Origin of the sequence: Victivallis lenta (genome assembly GCF_009695545.1) — a bacterium.
GTDB lineage: Bacteria > Verrucomicrobiota > Lentisphaeria > Victivallales > Victivallaceae > Victivallis > Victivallis lenta.
The window spans coordinates 112357-133421 of sequence record NZ_VUNS01000014.1; the positions used below are offsets into that span (position 1 = coordinate 112357).

The window sequence follows — 21065 nt, forward strand, 5'->3', positions numbered from 1 at the left end:
TCCGTGTGAGTACCAGTATACCGCAACATCTCCTGTTTTTCAACAGGGAGATGCGCGGTTGTGCTTTGGGGGAGCGGTGCCGTCCCGGTCAGATCCAGGGGCTGTGGGACATCTGGAAGTTGACTTCCTTGTAGCGGACGGTGCTGACGTGGCCGTCGAACCACATGACCGGCTTCATTTTGCTGTGACGGAACGAGGCGGCATAGCTGTCCATGTTCAGGCACTCGTATTCGATCCGGTTCAGCGCGGCGCCGTCGACGATGTTCGGCTGAATCGTGTTCGCGTTGCCGTCGGTCGGACCGATTTCCGCGACGAAGACGATCATGGACGGCGTCGGCAGCGGGATTGCGCCGGTGCAGCTCCGGGTCGCCCTTGCTTCGGGTTTGACGTAGTAGCTGTTGTTGCCGCCCGGGTCCTTGACCGCCGAAGTCATGCCGAAGACATTCGGGTCCACATTGATCTGGAAGTCATTCATCGAATAGCCGTTGAAATCGAGCGTTCCGGAGCAGTTCAGCGAGGCGCACTGAAAGACGCCGCCGTTGCGGATGGCGGAGGCTTCCTGCCAGGTCTTCGGATTCCCGTTCATGCCGAGATACGGGGCGACCCGGAAGTACCACCACTGCTTGTTGCAATCCTCGTAAACCTTGGGTTTCGCGGCCGGATAATATTCGAAATCTCCGGCATACTGGGCCAGCCCTGTGAAAATCTGCTTCAGATTGTTCGTGCACTTGGCTTTTTTGCCGGATTCCCGGGCGCTTTGCAGGGCGGGCAGCAGCATGGCGGCCAGAATTGCGATGATCGCAATGACCACCAGGAGCTCGATCAGGGTGAACATTGATTTTTTCATTTTCCCACTTCCTTATCTTGTTGAACTGGAAACGTTCGAGGAGATCATCGCTTACGGCTTGACGCCGGTCCAATGGAGCTGGTCCACTCCGACATCCGCCACATGGCCGTCGAACCAGAGGATATTCTTCCGCCCTTTATGGCGATAGGCGAAGTCGAAGTAGCTGTATCCCTTCGGCGTATCCCCTTTGATCCTTCCCAGGGATGCGGATGCGGTCGAGGAATAGCCGAGCTGGTTTCCGTCCTGAAACGCGATATCGGCAGCATCGCCGCCCGCATCCAGCGCACGTTCCGCGATAAAGGGAATCGTGGAGGTCCGGGGAGCGCAGCCGGGTTCCGCCTTGGTTGCCTTGGCGCCGGGCTTGGTGGCGAAGATGGAGGTGCTGTTGCCGGCCGTGCCTCTCTCCAGTTTGGCCGGAGTGAAGCCGAAGTAAACCACCATCGGGCCGAATCCGTACATCGCGTAGCTGATGCGGTCGAGCAGCCCCGGCTGCGGAGGGGCGATTTCGGGGCAGCGCAGGGCGCCTTTCTCGCGCCGCTTCGCCGCCTCCTCCCAACCGGACGGCTGGCTGTTGTCCAAACCGAGATAGGGCATGGTCAGCCAGTGCCAGCCGCGGGAATTGAAATTTCCCATTTCGCTGCTTTTGGCCGGCGGAAAGTACTCGTAATCGCCGGAATACATCATCAGCGCGGTTCCGATCTGCTTCATGTTGTTGGTGCAGGAGGTCTTCCGGGCTGCCTGCCTCGCCTGGTTGAGCGAGGGCAGCAGCATCGAAGCGAGGATTGCGATGATCGCAATCACCACCAGGAGTTCGATCAGGGTGAATATGTTTTTCTTCATTTTTCAGTCGCCTTTATTTTTTAACGCCGATTGATATCGCTTACAGTTTGACGCCGGTCCAGTGGAGTTGGTCCAGGCCGACATCCGCCACGTGCCCGTCGAACCAGAGGATGTTCTTCCGCCCTTTGTGGCGATAGGCGAAATCGAAGTAGCTGTACCCTTTGGGCGAATCTCCCCGGATTACCACCACCGACTTGGAGGCGGTCGACGAATAGCCGAGCTGGTTTCCGTCCTGAAAAGCGATGTCTGAGGAATCTCCGCCTTCACCGAGCGCCCGTTCCGCCACGAAGGGGATGGTCGAGGTGAGGGGAGCACAGCCGGATTCCGCTTTGGTCGTCCTGGCGCCGGGCTTGGTTGCGAAAATCGTCGTGGTCTGCTCTGCCGGGCCGCGTTCCGCCTTGGCGGGAGTGAAGCCGAACCAGACCACCAGCGGCCCGAAACCGTACATCGAGTAGCTGATGCGGTCGAGCAGCCCCGGCTGCGGCAGGGCGATTTCGGGACAGCGCAGGGCGCCTTTCTCGCGCCGCTTCGCCGCTTCCTCCCAGTTGGACGGCTGGCTGTTGTCCATACCGAGGTAAGGCATGGTCAGCCAGTGCCATCCGCGGGTATTGAGATTTCCCATTTCGCTGCTTTTGGCCGGCGGAAAGTACTCATGGTCGCCGGAGTACATGAACAGCGCGCTGCCGATCTGTTTCATATTGTTGGTGCAAGCGGTTTTCCGGGCAGCAACCCGCGCCTGTTGAAGCGAGGGCAGCAGCATCGAAGCGAGGATTGCGATGATCGCGATGACCACCAGGAGCTCAATCAGGGTGAATCTGCTTTTTTTCATGGCTTCCCGTTCCTTTCCTTTGCTGAACCGGCTCATAATAGTTAATCTGTTAAGGGTCAGAGAGAACAACAATTCCACTTGAACTTCCTTACTGAATATCAATTAGCTCTTTTTCACAGGATCTCCATTTTCGGCAACGATACGGCTTTCGGCTGCATCGTTGCTTTTTTTGTAACCTGATTTCATGCAATTTTTTCCGTTTCATTATCCCGGTAAAACAGGCTTAACAGATTAACTATTATGCGCCTGCACCGTTTTTTCATACTGCGCGGCGGCAAATCGTTCCGCGACGTTTTTATGGCTGAGGGCCGCGCTCTCATTCAGATTGCGGACCGAGGAACCCTCGATCAATTTTTGCGGAAACTCAATCTGCCGCCTGTACTGCGAATCGTGGTTCAGGATATCGATCGCCATCCGGACGATGATCCCGCTGTACTCTTCGGCCCCGGAATCCACCGCCGTCAGCCACTCCACCCTCGGAACCGTTCCGGTGCTGATGATGCTCAAATCCTCGGGAACGCGCACGCCGTACTCCTCCAGATATCTGCGCGCCTGAATGGCTCCGTCGCAGCTGATCGGAAACAGGGCGGTGAAATCGTATTTCCCCGCGGCATAGGCTTTCATGAACTCCGCCACCTGCCGATGGGGGCGTTCGCCGGGGCGAATGCGGCAGTCCAGCACCTCGACGCTGCAGCCGTTCGATGCTGCGCAGCTTTCGAAACCGCGGCAGAAGGCTTCGACGGTATAAAGGTGCGGTTCGTTGATCAGAAGCCCGAATTTACGGTGTCCGTGCCGGAAAAGGTAATTCGCGATGTTCACGCCCGCCGCCGCGTTGTCGCCGCATACGTAATTGATCTGGCTGATCGGCACTGAGTTGCGGCTCAGGATCACCGGGGCGGGGCAGCGCGAAATCGCCAGGATCTGCTCCGGCGTCATCAGGTCGTCCGCAATGCCGTCCACCACGATGATATCCGCCTCATAGTTCGAAAGCGTCAGGGTGATATCGTCATGATAATCGTAAATCCGGTGTTCGAACCGAAACCCGTCCTCTTCCGCTGCCCGGCGGAGGCGTTCCGCCATGAACGGCAGAATCGGCGCCGGCCAGTTGTGCTGCAAAAGCAGCATATGCGGTTTGCCCGCGTCCTTTTTGCTGACGAAGCTGCCGCGGCCGACGTACGCCTCGATCAACCCCTTTTCCTTCAGCTGATTGATCGCCGGCGTGACAGTCGACTGGCTGACCTGGTACTCCGTCATCAACTGGCGGACGGTCGGGAAGGGCTCTCCGTCCTTCATGGCGGAAATGCGCCGGCGCAGCTGCAGATAGAGCTGATCGCTTTTACTCGACTTTACCATGCTGTCCCTCGTGTTTATTGTATCGGCATTCGATACATTGCCGTCAAAAAAAATCGCGCGATTGCGATTGTATTGATCTTCGATACATTTTAATTATACCCAAAATCGATGAAAAAAGCAAGTGGAAAATGAAAAAAAATAAAAAAAATCCGGCCCGGACTGAATACACGTGTGAATTGCGCCCGGGCTGAGGCGGCGCGCTTACGGAAGATCGGCGGCGGAAAAGTGGTATTCCGTATTGCAGAACTGGCAGCGGAGCGCCGGATTCGGATTTTCCGCCAGAAGCTTTTCGATCTCCTCCCGCCCGAGAATCTGCAGCGCGGTTTTCCGGAGCGCTTCCGCCGAACAGCCGCAGTGAAAACGGGCCGCGGGCAGCGGCTGCAGCTGGAAGGCGGGGAGATCCATGCGTTCGAGCAGGAACGCCAGAAGGAGGCGAACGCCCTCTTCCGGGGCGCTTCCAAACCGGGTGCGGAGGATTTCGCCCGCTTCCGGCATCTGAAGTTTCCGGCGCATGTGGTCGAACTCGGACAGGTCGCAGCCCGGCATGGCCTGCAGGAGGACGCCCAGCGCGCTTTTCACCGGTTCGGCCGGGTCTGCCTGCAGCTCGATCTCGCAGCGGAGCTCGCTTTCGATCTCCTCGCTGACGGAGAGATGGTAAGCCAGCGCGGAGGAGGGCAGAATGAAAGCGCTTTTCGACTCGCCGGAGCGGAGAATCCTGCCGTGCCGGGAGCGGGTGCTCCGGACCGTCGCTCCATCTTCCCCGCAGGCGACTTCGACCGAATCGGCCTCTTCCATGACGTGCGGATTGCGGATGAAGCCGCGGAGGCATCCGTCCGAACCGGCGTCGACGACGATCGAACCGGCCGGACCCGCATAACCGAACCGGACCGACAGACGCTCCCCGCGCCCGAGCATGGTTCCCGTCAGCGCGGCGGAGGAGAAGGCGTCGGCCAGCAGCCGTCCGGCGACCGGATCGGCATCGTGGCGGATGATCGTCTCCGAGGCCAGCTCCCGGAAACTGCCGACGGCAAGGCGGACGGCCTCTTCTTTCACAACCGCATAGCTCAGGTAATCCTGCGCGACATGTTCCATTTTCTGCTTCTCCTGCACAGATTCTCTTGACAGACGGGATTCGACCCGGTATCTTAATGGGATACCATCATCATACTATATCACAAAGAAGCGAGGAATCAAATGAGTGCCCGACTGCTGTTTGCCGCTTTCGCCCCGAAAACACTGGAGCCGGCCAATTCGATCGGCAACAAATTTCAGCGTTTGCTCGAAAAGCTCGATTTGCCGTCCGCCGTCGGGAACCGCACCGTCGCCGTGAAGATGCATCTCGGCGGCGGCGGCGGTTTTTCGACGATTCATCCGTTTTTCGTCCGGAAACTGATTCAGGCCGTGCGGAAGGCGGGAGCCCGGGAAGTGTTCGTCACCGATCTCCGGCGCGATATTTCCGGCGCGATCGACCGTGGCTATACCGAAGAGGTTTTCGGCTGCCGGATCGTTCCGGTCTGCGGAGAGGATGAACGGGATTTCAAAACCTTTCCGGTCGAGCCGCCTTTTCACGGCATGGACCGCATCGAGCTCTCCGGCGCGATCCTGAAGGCGGATGTCCTGCTCGACTTCTCGCATGTGAAGGGACACGGCGTCTGCGGCTTCGGCGGCGCTTCGAAAAATCTCTCGATGGGCGCAGTGACGGACAAAATGCGCCAGATGCTGCACGGGCTCGAGGGCGGCCTGGTCTGGAAGGAGGAGAAATGCTCGCACTGCGGCAGCTGCATTGCAAACTGTCCGAACGGCGCCATGAAGTTCGACGAAAACGGCAGGCTCGATGTTTTCTATCACAACTGCAAGTTCTGCCAGCACTGCGTCCTGATCTGTCCGGAGCAGGCGATCACCATGACCGCCGGCGGCTATCTCGACTTCCAGAAGGGAATGGCCATGACCAGTGCAAAACTGCTCGAACAGTTTCCGGAGAACCGCCGGCTTTTCATCAATATGCTGATGGATACGACGATCTTCTGCGACTGCTGGAGCATGACCACTCCGCGGCTGATTCCGGATATCGGCATCCTGGCCGGCCGCGATATCGTGGCGGTCGAACAGGCCACCCTCGACCTGATCAACCGCGAAGAGCTGATCCCGAAGTCGCTGCCGGAGGGCTGGGATCTGCTTGAAGACCGTTCGCTGCACCTGTTCGAGCGGATTCACCACAAGGACCCTTATGCCGTCGTCCGTTATCTCGAAGAGCTCGGCTGCGGCACCGCCGATTACGCACTCGAAGAGATTGAATAATCCCGCCGGCAGTCGGCTTGCCCGCAGAAGCGTCTGCTGAGCGTCGGGAAAAAACGTGTCCCGGACGGATGCTGCCGACTTCACCGCAGGGGGAAGCCCACCGGGCCGGGACCGTTACCGGCGAAGCAGTTCGTAGGCGAATGCGCCGGTGACGCCGGGATCGGCGGAAAAAACGATCTTCCCCGCCTTCTCCGTGAACGGGGCATCTCCGAGTGTTTTGCCGTTTACATCCAGCGCCCGCAGGACGACTGTTCCGGGCGCCCGGTTGACGAGTTCGATTTCGACCTTGCCGCGCCGCATCAGGTACGGCGACGGTCTGCCGAGATTGTACATCAGAATCCGGCTGCCGAGCATGGCCAGCCGCTGGCCGGCGGCCTTGACGTCGGTCAGGTGCAGAATCAGCACCCGGCGGCTGTCCGCCAGAGTCTTGTCGTCCAGCGCTCCGGCGAAGACGGTGGAGAACACTTCGCTGCCGTTCGCGGCCAGAAGACCGCCTTTCAGGCTTCCGCCGGACGGGATGACCAGCGCTTCGCTGCGCGGGGTGACCACCTGCAGCGTGCCGTTTTTGCAGTCGGCCGTGAACTCTCCGGCGGGGGAGGCGACCGGCTTGGTCAGGTCGACCAGCGTTTCGCCCTTCAGCAGCGTTTCGACGTCGAAACTGCCGGCCGGAACCCGGTCCGCCACGCGCATTCCGATCCGGTGGAGCAGCCCGAGCTTCGTGAAGTTTTCCGGGATGTCGGCATTCTGCCGCCTGAACCAGTTGGCGTAATCCGCCGCCTGCGGAATCCGGTAGACCTGCGGCGTCACGGTCAGCGTCCGTTCGGTGGAGAGCGGCTTCACGTCGCCGCGCAGGTAGAAGAGCGCGGTGATCCGGTCCGACAGCTGCAGGATCGGGTCGTTGGCCGTGGCGAAGGCGCCGAGTTGGCCGCCGTTCCCGGTCGGGTCGATCTTCCAGCTCCGCAGGTAGGTGCCGAATTCAAAGCGGAAGATGCCGCTCCAGTCCTGCATCGCGGCCAGCGCACCCATCACGGGGCCGCCCTCCGAGCGCTTGTCGTTCGGCACGCAGAAGTTGAATTCCGTCAGCATGAACGGCTTGCCGAAGATCCGCGCCGCCCCGGCCTGCAGCGGCACCGGGAAACCGGAGGCGATCACGCTGCGGTTGTGGTTCTGGAACGGCATCCGGAACATGTCTCCAGGGAAGGTCGGGTGGTCGAAGTAGGTGTGATTGTCCACATAATCGTACCGGCTGCGGGGCAGGGCGGACGGGTACATCGACGTGCAGGAGAGATCCGAGAACGGCGCTTTGACGCCGATTCCGCGCAGAGCGCTCTTCATCTCGTCGAAGACGGCGCTCTGCTGGTCGAGCAGAAAGCGCAGCCACTCCTGCGCCAGCGGCCGCTCCTGCGGCGTCAGGCCGTTCTTTTCGCACCACGCCCGGTAGGTGCGGGTCATGTTGGCCTGCTGAACCGGATTCCGGTTCGGGTATTTGTATTCGTCATGGTGCAGCAGCAGCGGATTCTCGTTGATGATGCCGATCGAAACCAGCGCCGGGTCGTCGTTCATGCTCATGCCGGTGTAGGGATTGACCGGCAGAAGGAGGTTGCGGGCGAACTCCACGAGGTTCTTCCGGAGCTCCGGATCGAACATCATCTGGGTCTTGACTTCGAACATGCCCTTGAATGGACGGGAGAAGCCGCCGGTCCGCATGGTGTAGAGATCGAGCGTCAGGTAAATGCCGCGCTTCTTCAGTTCGGCGAACAGAAAGTGCATCCGGTCGAGCATGGCCGGATCGATCTCCGGCCGGGTCGCATCCGGCTTGACCAGGAAACCGTCGAAATGGTGGAAACGGACCGCGTTGTAGCCGCAGGCGGCGATCCGGTCTGCCAGTTTGATGCTGTCGGCGTGTTCGAGCATGTTGCTCTCCTCGCAGATGCTGACCCCCAGGAAGCGGACGGGGCGTCCGGGACGCCGCTCGAACTCAAAGTGCTCGCCGTTGATGACGGCCCGGCCGTATTTGCCGGCCGGAGCGTCGAGCAGCCACGAGAAGTCAAGCGCGCTGCCCCGGACCGGGTTCTTGTCGAAGGTGAACTCCCGGTAGTTTCGGGGATTCAATGCAAGCGGCCGCTCCTGATTGTCCTCGACGGCCGGGAACGGAATTCCCTCGTCAGGGACCAGCGACGCGCCGGCCACCAGCCAGACCGAATTGTCCGCACTGGTCAGTTTCACGGACCTGACCGGTTTGCGCTCAAGCCGGAACCGGCTCAGGTACATGCCGATGACCGAGCTCGGGTTCTGCCCCTGAAACACGACTGCGGCGTTGACGGCTCCGGCCGGTTCCCACCAGTTGCCGACGTCGCGGCGGTCGATGACTTCGAAATTGGAAGCGGTGCCGTCGGCGTAGGCGACTTCGATCGAGCCGGCCGCCTTGCGGTTGCACCAGGCGGCGGCGTGGAACAAATAGAGCCACGCATATTTTCCGCCGTCGGCCGGAATCACGGCTTCTTTGAGGAACTCCGGCCGGGCCGGGTTGCGGAACGCGAGCACGGATTTCCCGCCGTTCTCCGCCGGATCGAGCACCCGGACCGGCACATTGCCGAAGGTCTGCAGTCCGAGCGGCATGATGGCGAAATCGTTGTCCGGCCCCTGGTCGGTCCAGCCGCCCTGCCTGTCGTTTTCGACCGGATCGGCGAAGCCCATGTTGGCTGCGGCGGAGAGATCCAGCGGAGTTGCCGTGTACGGCAGGAACGCGATATCGAGTTCGGCATCGACTCTGCCGTCCCTGACCGGCAGCGCCAGCCGGAGATTGCCGGTCCGGTCGCCGTATTTGCAGATCATGGCGCCGGTCGAAAAGCCGCTGAGCCGAAGGGTGCCGAAGCGGAGCGGAATATCAACCTGTTCGACCGCATGCCCGGCCGGACTGTTCCAGACCCAGCCGCCGTTCTGTTCCGCCGGGATAACCTTCTGATCCCGGTAGCGGACCTGGCCGTTGCGGATCGTCATCCGGATTTCCCGGCCGAGGAACGGCGCGTTGGTCCGGACTGACCAGAAGAGTTCCCGGAGCTTCTCCGGCGACTCGGGCGTGACGGTGATGTGCAGTTTCGCGGCGTTTTCCCCCGCCGGCTTCACGGCAAACGTGTAGTTGCAGAATACGCCGGTTTTCGGCTCCCGGAAGCGTCCGGCGCGAAGCAGCGGGGCCGGCGCGGCGCGGTCGATGACATTGGCGTCGAGGTCGGAAACGTCCGAAAAATCGATTTTCACCCAGTCGTCGGTTCCGACGAACCGGCGGGAGTCGAACTGTCCGGCGATTCCGGTCTCGCGGTTGTAGACGTCGATCCGGGCCTTGTCGTTCAGGCGCATCACCGGGTTGATGATTTCGTCCGCGGCGGGAGCCGCCGCGGCGCCGAACGAGGCCGCGGCGAGTGTCAGAATCAGTTTTTTCAGCATGGATAACCTATCAGATCGACATGGCGGTGAAGTTGGCGGTGACGTAAGCATCCCCGGCGTAGTCCTGCTTGAGCTGGCCGACCGAATAGCTCCTGGCGCTGCCGTCGAGCATGACCGCGTTGGACTGGTCGGAGTGGCGCATATGGACCTGCCCCGCCGCCCAGTAGTTCAGATAGGTGGCCTGTCTTTTCGTGTTGGCGTTGACGCTGTCGCCGGCCAGCAGCGTTTTGGAGGGGGAGTTTTCGACGACCCACCCTTGCGACGGAACCTTTGCGCAGGCCCGGGAGCGCTTTGCGCAGGGCCAGACGCCGCTGACCGGCTGGCCGGCCAGCCATGCGTTCAACCCGTAGGTTTCATACGGGTGGTCGCCCGCCGACGTGCCGGTGCGTTCAAGGAGCGGGCAGCAGAGATTCGAGTAGGCCGCTTTGTCGAAGATGTTCGCGCCGCCGCCGCCGGTGTAGCCGCCGTTGTAGAGATAAGAGGCCCAGGTTCCGGTTTTCTCCGCGCCGGTGGAAATGATCATCTGCCCTTCGATGGCCGGGATGAAATCGTTGTTGTCGTCGCAGTAGAAGTTGATCATCGTGCCGGTCTGCTTCAGGCGGTTGATGCAGTCGATCGTCCGCGCCCGGTTCCGGGCCTGGTTCAGCGCCGGCATCAGCATCGACGCCAGAATCGCGATGATCGCGATCACGACCAGCAGTTCGATCAGGGTAAAAGCATGTTTTTTCCGCATTTCGTTATTCCTTCCGTGAAAAATGGTTTCGGCTTTTTCGGGAACTCATATTTTCATATGTGTAAATTATACCAAAATCCTGATGGAAATGCAATTGAATTGCGGAATATTTGCGTGAAAGAGGATTGAAAAAGTGTAAAAATGATGTAAATTTTTTTATGGGAGGGCGATTTTGCCTTTTGCCGCCGGATAATTTCAATTCATTGAGGTGAATCGATGAAAAAGCCGACTCTGCAGGATGTCGCCGTTTCGGCGGGGGTGTCGATCGGTACGGCTTCCCGGGCGATCAACTGCAAGGCGCGGGTCTCCGCCGAGGCCCGGCGGGCGGTGCGCGAAGCTGCGGAGAAGCTCGGGTATGCGCTGCCGCGTTCCCGCGAGCGGGTGATCGGTGTGCTGACGCCCACGCTGGAGTCTCCCGAACTGGATCACTATTTTATTCTCATGTTCAACGAATTGCGTCAGGCTGCCCGGCGCCGGGGGTATCGGCTGGTCGTCGTGGCTCTGGAGGATTTTCCCGTATTGAACGAGTGGCAGGTCTGCGGCGTGATTTCGCTGGATTTCACCGACAAGGTCAGCCGCTGTTTTCCGCAGTTCCGGAACATTCCGCTGATCTGCTGCAACGACCGGGCCAACCACCTCGAAAACGTCTATTCGATCTCCAGCAATGCGAAAAAGGCCATCGGGGAGGCCGTGGATTATCTCGTCGGGCTCGGACATCGCCGGATCGGCTTCCTGCGCTGGAGTCCGCAGCCGAAGTCGCGCTACGCCGATTTCTTTCTAGAGGCGATGGCGCGCAACGGGCTGCACAACAGCGCCGGCGCCATGTTGTGGAACAACAACGATTTGCCGCTGCACGACACGGTTGCGATGCTGCTGGCGAAGCCGGTCACCGCGCTCATCGCGCTGGATTCGGCGATTCAGGTCGACCGTCTGCTGAAGCTCGCCGGGAAGCGGCTTCCGGAGGACATTTCACTGATCGCCGGGGACACGCTGAACGCGATGCACATGTATCCGCGCCACACCGTGATCGCCATCGACTATCCGCGCTATATGGAGACGGCCCTCGACATGCTCGAAACCGTCTGGCGGGGCGGAGTCCTCTCCCAAGACGCCAGCATCGACTCCAGACTGCGGATTCGGGAGAGCACCGGCCCCGCGCCCTCCGACTGACCGGCGGAAGCGGAGGAGGACACGGAGCCGAATTTTCACGGTGCATTTCCGGGAAGCGGCCGCGTCGTCCTGTTCAGCCGGAGCGTACCGGGAATTTCGAGCCGCACCCGGAGCTTGGGGTTTTCGATCAATTCCAGGAGACTGCCGGCTGCTCTCCGACCCATTTCGAAATCGTCGACTTCGATGGAGCTGATCCAGTTCCTGCTGCTGACGAAGCCGTAGCAGGAGATCAGTTCAACCTCTTCCGGCACCCGGACGCCGATGGCGGTCAGATGCCGGTACACTTCCTCCGCCATATTGTAGTTGTAGGTGGCGACCGCGGTCGGTGAATCCGGGCGCCCGAAGAGTTCTGGCGGCAGTTTTTCCGCGACGTCGAAATAGAACGGGGACATCTCCAGATTCAGGTCGCGGTGAGCAGCCCGGAATTCGCGGACGGCCTGCTGCATCTCCAGCGAGAGAAAGCGCTCCTTTTTCCACTCCCGCCAGTTTACGAGCTTCCGTTCCGGCATGAACACGATATGCCGGTGGCCATTCCGGTAAAGCAGGGAAAGCACCTGTTCCACGCCCTGCCGGGTCGCGTTGACCACATGGTTGAATGCGTCCGCTTCTCCGGGGATCGTGCAGGCGAACACCAGCGGCAGCCCGGCCGCGACCGGCTCGCGCCAGTATTCCTCGGTCGACTGGGCCCCCCAGACGATGAGCCCGTCGACGTGCTGGGACTGGATGAGCGACAGATACTCGCGCCGTTCGACGAACCGCTCGTCATTGAAAATCAGCAGCAGACGGTAGTTGCTCTCCTCAAGCCCCGCTTCAATGCCGCTGACCAGCTTGGCCAGGTGGCGGTCCTCGAAGATGGGCATGCCGAGGTTCCGCGAGGAGGGGATCAGCAGCCCGATCTCTTCGGCCCGGTGCATGAAAACGCGGCGGGCGTTGAAATTCGGGACGTAGCGGAGAGCCTCCACCGCCTGCCGTACGCGCTCGCGCATCTCCGGCGGGATGCTTTTCGCCCGCTCCGGATCGTTGAGCACGCGCGAAACCGTGCTGATCGACACCCCGGCCAGCTGCGCGACATCCCGTATGGAACTCTTCTTTTCACTCATGGCAGATTCGGCTCCGCACCCCCTTGATTCCGGTTCAAGCCGGTGTTTCCGGCTGTTCACGGGCATACTTTATCATGGGAATGTTTATTTTTCAATAAGATTTTCCTTCTCCTATTGACATTCGGGGCAAACTTTGGTATAATATATCTAGAAACATGTTTCTGAACTGGAATTTTTTTCTGTTATTCCGGTTCGGGACCATCGGAAACGCAATCAATTCCGGAAAGGACGGATGCCATGAAAACAAGCAAAGCGTTTACCCTGATCGAATTGCTGGTCGTTATCGCGATCATCGCTATTGTAGTAGCCTCAAAAGTGGGATTTTTTTTGCAATTTTCTGCAATTTTTGCTTTCAAGGCTCTATGAGGAACGATAGATTACAATAGAAATATGGTCTACGGTATACATATTTCTTAACACCCAAAATAGCATAACTATACCGAGATGTCAAATATTTTGCGGAGATGGGTTCACCTGTTCGGCCAATGGGAATGTATCGAAGGTGTGTATTTCTCGAATCTGCTATAAGTCGGGATTCAACAGCGCAGCAACGTCGATGTCCAGTGGAATCAGTTTGTGTTTCCCGATTTTCACGGTTCCGAACGATTCAACCTTGCGCAGCAGATCACGCATGGCGTAATCCAACAGCGTCTGCTGGGAATTGAGTTTCGCGATCAAATCCAAACGTTGACGCAAGGTCTCTTCAGACGGAACACGTTCCAGTTCTAACGCAAGCCGAAATGATAACTCATCTCGAAACATGGAAATATCGGCAAAATCACTGCGCCCAAGCGTGAACAGACCGACCACGGACTTGATTATTCCACTGTTGGATATCCAGCCTTTTTTGATACGATCCGTTGTCAGCTTGTCCACACTTGCCAAGCCACGATTGTCATTCAGCAAGGCTCCAACCATGGCGATGCCGCCAGTGGCTATCAGATCTTCCCTGCTTTGCGTAATTTTAAACCGCGTTGCCATCGTTTCTCCTATCGGGTTGAGTCCATTCGTTATGTTGTATTCTCATGTAATATACTGCAACCCAAGAGATTTGCCTCTGTTTTATCTTTAATTTTACCTGTTATTTCACGGATTTAGGTCAATGGAGCAGAAATCGCCGAATGTAAGCAGCAGAGGGTAATCCAGCAACGGCAAATGCAGAAATTCACGGGATCCTTTGTAAAGCGTACTGTCATGAATTCCATCCATTTCCTGCGGCAGTTCGTAAACGGAACCATCCAGAAGGTCTACGAGTCGGACTTTGTCTTTCATGCAGGTATGAATGGTACAGGTGCCGGCATAGGTTTCACGCAGAAGGTCTACCGGTTTCCAATAAGCGAATGCTTTGCCGCCTGCATTCTGGAAGCCGGCAAACATCATTTCCGCACTTTCCGGTTCCTTTTGAAACATCGCACGGGGAGAAGCTGAATGGGGACGAAAATTCAACGGCAGGTCGATTTTTTCAAAATTTCCTTGAAAAACCGAACACAACACCTGAAATGTGCGATAGGAAATTTTGGGGGTGAAATTACCGCTGGCAATGCCGTCTTCGTCAAACTCCGCCGCCAGAATTCCAAAATATCCGTAATCTTTTCTGGTCGAAATGTTACCGACTATACCATCAAGAGCCTCGCACATGTCCATACAGGAGAAGTAGGAATTGAACATAATATCGCTCATGAAATCCGTAATGGTATGCCGTGCCATGTATTTGGCCTGGCGAAGCGGTGTCCATGCGCCGGGATTCAGGGCTCCTGCGCCGCCGGATCGGGACTGCGTACCGGTTTCCCCCTGAATCAGTTTTATCGCCGGATTATATTGATGGAGCAATGCCTTGCTTCCCGCCACAAGAGCAGGCAGTCCACGTTCATCTGCCGCGTAGTTGTGATAGGAGAAAGCATCCATGACCTTTCCCGCTCCTGTTGCGAGGACATCGTGCAACCACGCCAGACCGAACAGGCATTGACTGCCGCCGATGACTTTTGCGTCCGGATCCGCAGCCCGGATCGCCTTGGCGGTGCGCAGTACGAGATGCCCGTAATCGGTACCATTGGGGCCGGTTTTCCAACACCAGACCCCATCGGGTTCGTTCCATACCTCGTACCACTGCACTTTGCCCCGGTAACGGGAGACGACGGCTTTGATGTACCGGTCCCAGGCGCGGTATTGTTCTTCCGTCCGGGGCGGATGTCCGACAGCTCCGAAAATTTTTGCGGCTTCTTCATCGTAAAGCCCGTTGCCGTAGCAGAGACAGATCCAGGGCTGCATGCCCCGTCGGATCAGATTGTCCACAATCCGGTCAAGCCATTCAAAAGAATAGACGCCTTTTTCCTGTTCGGTTCTTGCCCAGCCGGATTGAATCCGCACCCATTTGGCTCCTGTTGCGGCGACTTGATCGTAGGCCTTTTCCGGATCAAACATACCGCGGTCGAGTTTCTCGAACCCGATGCCGATGCGGGAATGTGTGATTTCGGCGGATGAATAAGTCCTGACTTTCCCTGTTCTGATCAGACGTTCCATAAAACACTGTCCTTTCCTTTGATTTTTGATTTTATGAGACAAGTTTGCAGGGGGGGGATAGGTGATTGTCTGTGCATCAGTGTCTTGGGTATTGAGACGGAGCAACGTTGTAGTAGCGCCGAAATATTCTGCTGAAATATCTCTGGTCGGAAAAACCGGTCCGTTTTGCGGTTTCACCGGGCGGCAAGCCTTCTTTCAGCAGTCGAAGCGCTTCTTTCATGCGCAGCTGGGTCTGGTATTTGTACAGGGAAATTCCGTACTGACGGCGGAATATCGAATTTAAATAGATTACAGAAAAATGAGCCATATAAGCCAGTTCATTCAAAGAGACCGGTGTTCTGTAATTTTCGTCCAGATACTGTTTGATCTGAGTCAGAACGGCATTGCGGTAATCGACAGATCCCGCCTCTGTCGGTTTCATGCTGACGGCGTAATCCAGACTCTGGACAAGCAGTGAAAAATAATGCGGCTCATCCACATTTTGCTGTGACCCGCACTCCCAGAGCGATCTTGCCGTCGGCGGTGTGATGACGACTCTGCAGGCGGACTGCCTGTAACCGACATCCGGCGAATATTCTGTCCGGTGCAGCGTCAATGAGCTGGGCAGGCTTGTAAGCCACAGCAAGGTATAGGGAAGTCCCCGAAAATGCCGTTCCGTATGCGAAGTGTTCGGCAGGAGTATGTGCGTCCGGCTTTCCTCCAGGGGGAGCCACTTGCCGTTAATCTGAAAATCCACAACTCCATGGACTGGGAAAACGATCTCCGCATGGCCGGGGTGCCGTTCCGTCGGATAGTAAGGCTGATGCCCTCTGGGATCGGGGTGAAAACGCCGGTCTCCCGGAATGTTGACCGCAAATCCGCTGCTGTCTTCGGAAAGGGAGACCGCCGCGTCTTCTCCACGCGGAAGTCCTGTTTTCGCAAGGGAAGGGTGATGGAACTGCGCACCTTGCGAACAGAGAGAAAACAACATTTTCTTCAACATGTTTTCCGGCATGAACGTGTCCTTTCCAATGAATACCGGAATATATAAGCGCGGGCGGGGAAATGCAAGATAATATTTGTTTTGTCCACAATAAAAGGTTGGAAAATGCACATCGGCAGCGGTTGTTTTTCGGGCTGTGAAAAATATATTAATCGCGTCGGCTGGGACCTTCTGTATCTTTGAGAAAATTTGAAGAGGAACTGCATGAAAACAGTAATCATCACCGGAGCTTCTTCCGGAATCGGCCTGTGTGCGGCAAGACGTTTTGCCACCGAAAACTGGCGGGTTGTTCTGCTTGCGCGCCGCAAAAACGTTCTGGAGGCCGTCGCGGCAGAACTGCCCGGTGCGCGGGAGCGCCACATCGCCGTGGACGGCGATTATTCACGGGAAGAGACCGCCGGAAAGCTGGTTCAGTGCCTGCACTGTGCCGGAATTACCGCGGTGGATGCACTGGTGAACTGTGCCGGCGTTATCGCTTCCGAACCGATTGTCGGAACAGACCTTGCCGCATGGCGGGCGCCGTTTGACACACTGCTGAACGGGGCGATTCTGATGACCAGAACGGTTGTCCCGCTCATGAGCAATGGCGGCAGAATCGTTCATGTGACTTCCATTCATGCGGAACGGGCGGAAAAAATGGCATCCGCGTATGCAACCGCCAAAGCGGCTATCGGCCAGTATTGCCGGAGTGCGGCGCTTGAACTTGCGGAGCAGAATATTCTGGTCAACACGGTCGCTCCTGGATTTGTCGATACGCCGATGAGCTCCGCTTCCGGAAGTTCGGAACTCGAAACCGACTGGTTTCGAAGCGATTATATCGAAGGACGGCATTTACCGCTCCGCCGCGCGGGAAAACCGGAGGAGATTGCGGGGGTGCTGTACTTTCTCTGCGGTCCCGATGCCACATACATCACCGGACAGACTCTGATCGTCGACGGCGGATTAACTATAACTTTTTGAGGCGGAAACATGAAAATTGAGAAAGTGGAATTCCATTACCTGGCGGATGATCACATCCGCGATATCGGCGACGGCAGCCAGGATGCTCTGTTGGTGCATGTGATCATGGACGACGGCAGTGACGGATGGGGGGAATGTGAAGCCGCGCCGCTGGTCTCCATTGCGGCGTGGTGCTGCCCGATGTCCCATTTGGCGTGTAAACCGCTGAAAATGTCTGTCATCGGCTTTGAAATCAACACTCCTGCCGATATCTGCATGCTGACCGAAAAAGTCCGGCGGAACAGTTTCGATCTTCTTCAGGCCGATCATACGCTCTCAGGCATTGACATTGCCTTGTGGGATATGCTCGGACATAAATACGGAGAACCGGTCTGGAAGCTGCTGGGCTACGACAGGGCTTACCCGAAGACGGCATATGCATCACAGCTTTTCGGCGATACGCCGCAGATGACTTATGAAAAAGCCGTGCAATCCCGCAAGGCGGGGTTTCGCGCTGCAAAATTCGGCTGGGGGCCGTTCGGAACCCGGACTGTCCGGGAGGATATTGCTCACATCGATGCTGCGCGGGAAGGGCTGGGCGACGATCTTGCCCTGATGGTTGATGCCGGAACCGTCTGGGGAAATGATGTGAAGCGCGCCTCCCAGGTGCTCTCCGCATTGCGGAAGGCGCGTGCCGTCTGGTTGGAGGAACCGTTTGCTTCGGGAGCGCTGAAAGCCTATGCGGAACTCGCCGCCACTCCCGGCTGCGAAAGACTCCTTGCGGCTGGAGAGGGGGCGCATAATCCGGATATGGCGTACAATCTGATTGACTTCGGTGGACTGGGGTTCATTCAGATTGATACCGGGCGGATCGGAGGTATCTCCTCGGCGAAAAAGGTTGCGGAATATGCGGAGAAAACGGGAATAACCTATGTGAACCACACTTTCACCACCTCGCTTGCGCTGTCCGCATCGATTCAGCCGTTTGCCGGTTTGCGGAGTTCTTCCTGGTGTGAGTTCCCGGTCGAGAGCGCCGCGCCTTCGCGCCGGCTGACCAAGGTACGGATTATGCCGGATGCCGATGGCGAGATTCTTCTGCCGGATATGCCGGGGCTGGGCTGTGAGATTGATCTGAGTACCATTGAACGTTTCGGGCGCGAAGTCACCATCCAATATGAAGGGGAAACCTTATGGAAAGCCAGATGAGAGAGATTCAGATCCTTGTGCCGCCTGTTGCCGTACTCCGGAACGGCGAACTGTACGAAGCCGGTATGACCCGTTATTTCCTGTGGATGGCCGGTCACGGCATCAGCGGGCTTTTCCTGAACGGAAGCACCGGGGAATTCACGATCCTTTCCGATGAACAGAAAGTTGAAACGGTCCGGATTGCGCGGCGTGCCGTGGAGTCGAAGATGTTTCTGATTGCCGGCGCAATTGCAGGTTCCCCGGAACTTGTCTGCGGGCTGGCGGCACGTTATAAGGAAGCCGGCGCCGATGCCGTTGCGGTCTGCCCGCCGCCGTTTTTCCGGCATGGCCAGCCGGGAATCATCCGGTTCATGCGTGAAGTCGCAGATCGTTCCGTTCTTCCGGTTTATCTTTATGATATTCCCGCATTCACTTCCCCGATGTCATTTGACACCATCGTACAGTTGTCTTCCCACCGCAATATATGCGGGTTGAAGGACAGTTCCCGCGATTTCGCCCGTTTTGAAGGGCTTCTGAGCACAATAAAGGCACAACGGCCGGAATTCAGAATTTATACGGGATCGGAGGAGCTTCTGCTGGTCAGCCTGGTTATGGGCGCCGACGGTGCGACTGTTGCTACCGGCGGAATTGAGCCGGACAGAATCATGGAGATCGTCCGCGCCTGGCGTGCCGGGGATCTAAACCGTGCCAGGCAGGTGCAGTCGGAGCTTCTTCCCCTGATCCGGTCCTGGTTTGCCGAAGATTTCCCGGAGGGCTTCCGGAAGGCTGTTGCGGCGAAAGGTTTTCTCTGATGCTCACTCTGAAAAATGAAGCGCTGCAGGTCCTCGTCGATCCGGAACACGGCGGCAGAATCGTCTCTTTTGTCGAACTCAGAGGCGGAACCGAGTTTGTCTGTTATGATCCGCGGCGCCTGCCTGTTGATCCCTCATTGGATTACGACGGCAATTTTGCCGGCGGTTTTGATGAACTTCTGCCGAATGATCCGCCGGAAGACGGCTTCCCGGATCACGGGGAGTTATGGACCTTGCCGTTGACGGCGGAATGGGAAAAAGATGCGCTGCGGCTTTCCGGCACGCTGCCGTTGAGCCGTCTCCGCTATGAACGTAGAATGTGTTTGGACGCCTGGGATTTTGCACATATTTCCCGGACGTTATCGAAGATTTTTAATCTGCCGGACAACAATGCCGGAATCGTCATTCGAGGCGAGTTTTACATAAACTGCAGAAGAGGAAGAAATTGTTATGTTAATTTCATCTTCAGTGATATTCTGGATGGAGGATTGGCGCCGCAACGCATTTGCTCAATTGCGTGAATGCACTGTTCCGCAGTGTATGCCCAGTGAGCCCCATGGTAAGGGGAGATATCGCGGAGAGCTTTGGAAAAAATTAGAGCTAGGAGAAAATGATGCCGTCTGGCGTTTGAGCACCAGACGGCATTCCCCGCTTCATAATAATGAGCCTGAGCTCATTGACTATTTTACTTCTCCCTTGGGGATCAGCGAATCAATCTGTCCTGCCGGAGTGGAATTCAAACGCGGCAGAACGTCTTCGAGCCATTTGCGAAAGCAGATGCCGTTCGCTTTGCATGTTGCGGCGAATGAATACAGGATTGCGAGACGCTGCCCACCGGCTTCGTTTCCGGCAAAGAGGCAGTTCTTTCGGATGATCGCAATTCCCCGGTTGAGGCGTTCGGCCGGGTTGTTGTCGATGTTTAACCGGGCATCTTTCAGGAACTTTTTGAGCTCCTTTCGATATTCAGGGCATAAGAGACGGCTTGGGCGACAAGGGAGGTCGGCCGTTCCGACTCCTTGAGTACCCGGCACTGCTCAAAAAATTCCCGGACGAACTTCTGCGACTGCCGACGTGCATTTTTCCGCTCTTGAAAGAGTGCGGTTTCCGTACCCTTCTTTTCCGCCCGCTCTTTTGCAACACGCTCAATTTGGTAGAGTTCCTGTATAATTTTCAACAGAGGCTCAGCTTTTCCATATCCGTTTTCAACGGCTTGCAGAAAGCGTCGCCGGTAATGGGAAGAAGGACATTACCGGCGTAATGGGAAGCTCGCAGAAATGGGAAGTTGAATTTAAATTGAACTGAAAGATAATTATTTTCACGAAAAAACTTCCCATAATAACTTACTGCGGCTCTATTATTGATTAACCTAAACCAATAATAGGAGGCTGTATCATGAGTAACTGTCACGCAAAACTTGATTCGCTTGTTGTATCGGTAAGCACTAAACTTAGAGAAAGAGGCTACAAACCAGTAACCATCCAACGGCATCAACGGCTATGGGAAAATCTTGGAAAGTACATGGAAAAACAAGAAGTTACTACATATACTCCAGATATTGGCTTCCTGTTTCTTCGGGAATTCTATGAGATTACAGTATCAGAGAAGCTCACAAAGCAGGAACGTGCTCATGCTCGGTCAATAAAGTTGTTAAATGATTTTCTCGAAACAGGAACAATTTTTCCGATGGAGCCTAAAGTTTCCACGGTTAGTGCCTTGAAATTATTTGGCTACCTACTTGCTGATTTTAAACAGTTCCAACAAGATAAATTTTCCATGACTTCAACAACGCTCAAAAATTATGATCGGTACATTTCTCGTTTTTTATTGTATCTTGAAGCACATATATCGGAAATTTCAATGATTACGCCAGTTTTGATAATTAATTAGGTTCATGACACTTTAAGCTTGTAAAATCAACAAGGTAAAGTATTGTGATTCATATGATTAACAAGTATATAATTCGTTCTCATATTTCTGAAGCCAAAACACGGGAGGTAATTCGCCTCTTCGCCA

19 protein-coding genes and 2 pseudogenes are annotated in these 21065 nt (G+C 56.7%); 8 read left to right on the forward strand and 13 right to left on the reverse strand.

The window, feature by feature from the left end:
- Positions 1–88 precede the first annotated feature (88 nt).
- The 5 genes from FYJ85_RS13365 to FYJ85_RS13385 all read right to left on the reverse strand — a co-directional run bounded on the left by FYJ85_RS13365 (position 89) and on the right by FYJ85_RS13385 (position 4961).
- Positions 89–847 (reverse strand): DUF1559 family PulG-like putative transporter, encoded by a 759-nt coding sequence (locus tag FYJ85_RS13365; protein WP_154419149.1) that lies wholly within the window; start codon positions 845–847, stop codon positions 89–91.
- A gap of 51 nt (positions 848–898) precedes the next feature.
- On the reverse strand, positions 899–1687 hold the full coding sequence (locus FYJ85_RS13370) for a DUF1559 family PulG-like putative transporter (protein ID WP_154419175.1): 789 nt from the start codon (positions 1685–1687) through the stop codon (positions 899–901).
- Between the two features lie 40 nt (positions 1688–1727).
- Entirely contained in the window at positions 1728–2516 is a 789-nt protein-coding gene (locus FYJ85_RS13375) for a DUF1559 family PulG-like putative transporter (RefSeq protein WP_106055820.1), read from the reverse strand.
- Positions 2517–2747: 231 nt separating this feature from the next.
- Positions 2748–3869, reverse strand: a complete 1122-nt coding sequence (locus FYJ85_RS13380) for a GntR family transcriptional regulator (RefSeq protein WP_154419151.1) — start codon at positions 3867–3869, stop codon at positions 2748–2750.
- A 201-nt stretch (positions 3870–4070) separates the two neighbouring features.
- Positions 4071–4961, reverse strand: a complete 891-nt coding sequence (locus FYJ85_RS13385) for an Hsp33 family molecular chaperone HslO (RefSeq protein ID WP_154419153.1) — start codon at positions 4959–4961, stop codon at positions 4071–4073.
- Positions 4962–5063: 102 nt separating this feature from the next.
- On the opposite strand from FYJ85_RS13385, the gene FYJ85_RS13390 reads away from it, so the two are divergent.
- The gene (locus FYJ85_RS13390) at positions 5064–6167 is read left to right on the forward strand and encodes a DUF362 domain-containing protein (RefSeq protein ID WP_154419155.1); all 1104 of its coding nucleotides are present in this window, start codon (positions 5064–5066) and stop codon (positions 6165–6167) included.
- 114 nt (positions 6168–6281) lie between these two features.
- On the opposite strand, the gene FYJ85_RS13395 is transcribed toward FYJ85_RS13390, so the two are convergent.
- Complete coding sequence (locus tag FYJ85_RS13395; protein WP_154419157.1) at positions 6282–9611, reverse strand: hypothetical protein; 3330 nt, start codon at positions 9609–9611, stop codon at positions 6282–6284.
- A gap of 10 nt (positions 9612–9621) precedes the next feature.
- Complete coding sequence (locus FYJ85_RS13400; RefSeq protein WP_106051158.1) at positions 9622–10344, reverse strand: type II secretion system protein; 723 nt, start codon at positions 10342–10344, stop codon at positions 9622–9624.
- A gap of 216 nt (positions 10345–10560) precedes the next feature.
- Here FYJ85_RS13400 and FYJ85_RS13405 point away from each other — a divergent pair, with 216 nt between their 5' ends.
- Complete coding sequence (locus FYJ85_RS13405) at positions 10561–11514, forward strand: LacI family DNA-binding transcriptional regulator (protein ID WP_154419159.1); 954 nt, start codon at positions 10561–10563, stop codon at positions 11512–11514.
- A 35-nt stretch (positions 11515–11549) separates the two neighbouring features.
- Here the strand turns inward: FYJ85_RS13405 and FYJ85_RS13410 are convergent, their stop codons facing one another.
- A complete protein-coding gene (locus FYJ85_RS13410; protein WP_206213177.1) occupies positions 11550–12614 on the reverse strand; it encodes a LacI family DNA-binding transcriptional regulator in 1065 nt (354 codons plus the stop codon).
- Between the two features lie 237 nt (positions 12615–12851).
- Between FYJ85_RS13410 and FYJ85_RS13415 the strand changes: the two genes are divergently transcribed.
- Positions 12852–12980 carry a prepilin-type N-terminal cleavage/methylation domain-containing protein gene (locus FYJ85_RS13415; protein ID WP_154419162.1) on the forward strand — a complete coding sequence of 43 codons (129 nt, stop codon included), beginning with the start codon at positions 12852–12854 and terminating at the stop codon, positions 12978–12980.
- A 162-nt stretch (positions 12981–13142) separates the two neighbouring features.
- Here the strand turns inward: FYJ85_RS13415 and FYJ85_RS13420 are convergent.
- From FYJ85_RS13420 to FYJ85_RS13430, 3 genes and pseudogenes are all read right to left on the reverse strand, one after another.
- Positions 13143–13595: pseudogene (locus FYJ85_RS13420) on the reverse strand (IS1380-like element ISVva1 family transposase); the annotation flags it as partial.
- Between the two features lie 105 nt (positions 13596–13700).
- Positions 13701–15134 carry a GH39 family glycosyl hydrolase gene (locus FYJ85_RS13425; RefSeq protein ID WP_154419163.1) on the reverse strand — a complete coding sequence of 478 codons (1434 nt, stop codon included), beginning with the start codon at positions 15132–15134 and terminating at the stop codon, positions 13701–13703.
- Positions 15135–15210: 76 nt separating this feature from the next.
- Positions 15211–16128, reverse strand: coding sequence for a helix-turn-helix transcriptional regulator (locus FYJ85_RS13430; protein ID WP_154419164.1), 918 nt, complete (start codon positions 16126–16128; stop codon positions 15211–15213).
- A gap of 192 nt (positions 16129–16320) precedes the next feature.
- On the opposite strand from FYJ85_RS13430, the gene FYJ85_RS13435 reads away from it, so the two are divergent.
- From FYJ85_RS13435 to FYJ85_RS13450, 4 genes are read left to right on the forward strand one after another with little or no spacing between them, the layout of a single operon-like run.
- Positions 16321–17076: an SDR family NAD(P)-dependent oxidoreductase gene (locus tag FYJ85_RS13435; protein ID WP_154419165.1), complete on the forward strand. Its 756-nt coding sequence runs from the start codon at positions 16321–16323 to the stop codon at positions 17074–17076.
- Positions 17077–17085: 9 nt separating this feature from the next.
- Complete coding sequence (locus tag FYJ85_RS13440; RefSeq protein WP_154419166.1) at positions 17086–18261, forward strand: mandelate racemase/muconate lactonizing enzyme family protein; 1176 nt, start codon at positions 17086–17088, stop codon at positions 18259–18261.
- A complete protein-coding gene (locus FYJ85_RS13445; RefSeq protein WP_206213178.1) occupies positions 18258–19052 on the forward strand; it encodes a dihydrodipicolinate synthase family protein in 795 nt (264 codons plus the stop codon). The genes FYJ85_RS13440 and FYJ85_RS13445 overlap by 4 nt, the downstream gene beginning before the upstream one ends.
- Positions 19052–19573, forward strand: a complete 522-nt coding sequence (locus FYJ85_RS13450; protein WP_154419168.1) for a hypothetical protein — start codon at positions 19052–19054, stop codon at positions 19571–19573. The genes FYJ85_RS13445 and FYJ85_RS13450 overlap by 1 nt, the downstream gene beginning before the upstream one ends.
- A 159-nt stretch (positions 19574–19732) precedes the next feature.
- Here FYJ85_RS13450 and FYJ85_RS24445 read toward each other — a convergent pair whose 3' ends face one another.
- Positions 19733–19933 carry a transposase domain-containing protein gene (locus FYJ85_RS24445; RefSeq protein ID WP_420856486.1) on the reverse strand — a complete coding sequence of 67 codons (201 nt, stop codon included), beginning with the start codon at positions 19931–19933 and terminating at the stop codon, positions 19733–19735.
- 6 nt (positions 19934–19939) lie between these two features.
- Positions 19940–20268, reverse strand: a pseudogene (locus tag FYJ85_RS24450) (IS66 family transposase); the annotation flags it as partial.
- A 176-nt stretch (positions 20269–20444) separates the two neighbouring features.
- On the opposite strand from FYJ85_RS24450, the gene FYJ85_RS13465 reads away from it, so the two are divergent.
- The gene (locus FYJ85_RS13465) at positions 20445–20939 is read left to right on the forward strand and encodes a hypothetical protein (RefSeq protein WP_154419171.1); all 495 of its coding nucleotides are present in this window, start codon (positions 20445–20447) and stop codon (positions 20937–20939) included.
- The last annotated feature ends 126 nt before the right edge of the window (positions 20940–21065 follow it).

What these genes read in the sequence shown, in the direction of transcription:
- FYJ85_RS13415 (WP_154419162.1), top strand. Translation starts at nt 12,852, where the DNA reads ATGAAAACAAGCAAAGCGTTTACCCTGATCGAATTGCTGGTCGTTATC.
- FYJ85_RS13400 (WP_106051158.1), bottom strand. Translation starts at nt 10,344, where the DNA reads ATGCGGAAAAAACATGCTTTTACCCTGATCGAACTGCTGGTCGTGATC.
- FYJ85_RS13430 (WP_154419164.1), bottom strand. Translation starts at nt 16,128, where the DNA reads ATGCCGGAAAACATGTTGAAGAAAATGTTGTTTTCTCTCTGTTCGCAA.
- FYJ85_RS13425 (WP_154419163.1), bottom strand. Translation starts at nt 15,134, where the DNA reads ATGGAACGTCTGATCAGAACAGGGAAAGTCAGGACTTATTCATCCGCC.
- FYJ85_RS13450 (WP_154419168.1), top strand. Translation starts at nt 19,052, where the DNA reads ATGCTCACTCTGAAAAATGAAGCGCTGCAGGTCCTCGTCGATCCGGAA.
- FYJ85_RS13390 (WP_154419155.1), top strand. Translation starts at nt 5,064, where the DNA reads ATGAGTGCCCGACTGCTGTTTGCCGCTTTCGCCCCGAAAACACTGGAG.
- FYJ85_RS13410 (WP_206213177.1), bottom strand. Translation starts at nt 12,614, where the DNA reads ATGAGTGAAAAGAAGAGTTCCATACGGGATGTCGCGCAGCTGGCCGGG.
- FYJ85_RS13445 (WP_206213178.1), top strand. Translation starts at nt 18,258, where the DNA reads ATGAGAGAGATTCAGATCCTTGTGCCGCCTGTTGCCGTACTCCGGAAC.
- FYJ85_RS13370 (WP_154419175.1), bottom strand. Translation starts at nt 1,687, where the DNA reads ATGAAGAAAAACATATTCACCCTGATCGAACTCCTGGTGGTGATTGCG.
- FYJ85_RS13365 (WP_154419149.1), bottom strand. Translation starts at nt 847, where the DNA reads ATGAAAAAATCAATGTTCACCCTGATCGAGCTCCTGGTGGTCATTGCG.
- FYJ85_RS13375 (WP_106055820.1), bottom strand. Translation starts at nt 2,516, where the DNA reads ATGAAAAAAAGCAGATTCACCCTGATTGAGCTCCTGGTGGTCATCGCG.
- FYJ85_RS13465 (WP_154419171.1), top strand. Translation starts at nt 20,445, where the DNA reads ATGAGTAACTGTCACGCAAAACTTGATTCGCTTGTTGTATCGGTAAGC.
- FYJ85_RS13395 (WP_154419157.1), bottom strand. Translation starts at nt 9,611, where the DNA reads ATGCTGAAAAAACTGATTCTGACACTCGCCGCGGCCTCGTTCGGCGCC.
- FYJ85_RS13405 (WP_154419159.1), top strand. Translation starts at nt 10,561, where the DNA reads ATGAAAAAGCCGACTCTGCAGGATGTCGCCGTTTCGGCGGGGGTGTCG.
- FYJ85_RS13380 (WP_154419151.1), bottom strand. Translation starts at nt 3,869, where the DNA reads ATGGTAAAGTCGAGTAAAAGCGATCAGCTCTATCTGCAGCTGCGCCGG.
- FYJ85_RS13385 (WP_154419153.1), bottom strand. Translation starts at nt 4,961, where the DNA reads ATGGAACATGTCGCGCAGGATTACCTGAGCTATGCGGTTGTGAAAGAA.
- FYJ85_RS13440 (WP_154419166.1), top strand. Translation starts at nt 17,086, where the DNA reads ATGAAAATTGAGAAAGTGGAATTCCATTACCTGGCGGATGATCACATC.
- FYJ85_RS13435 (WP_154419165.1), top strand. Translation starts at nt 16,321, where the DNA reads ATGAAAACAGTAATCATCACCGGAGCTTCTTCCGGAATCGGCCTGTGT.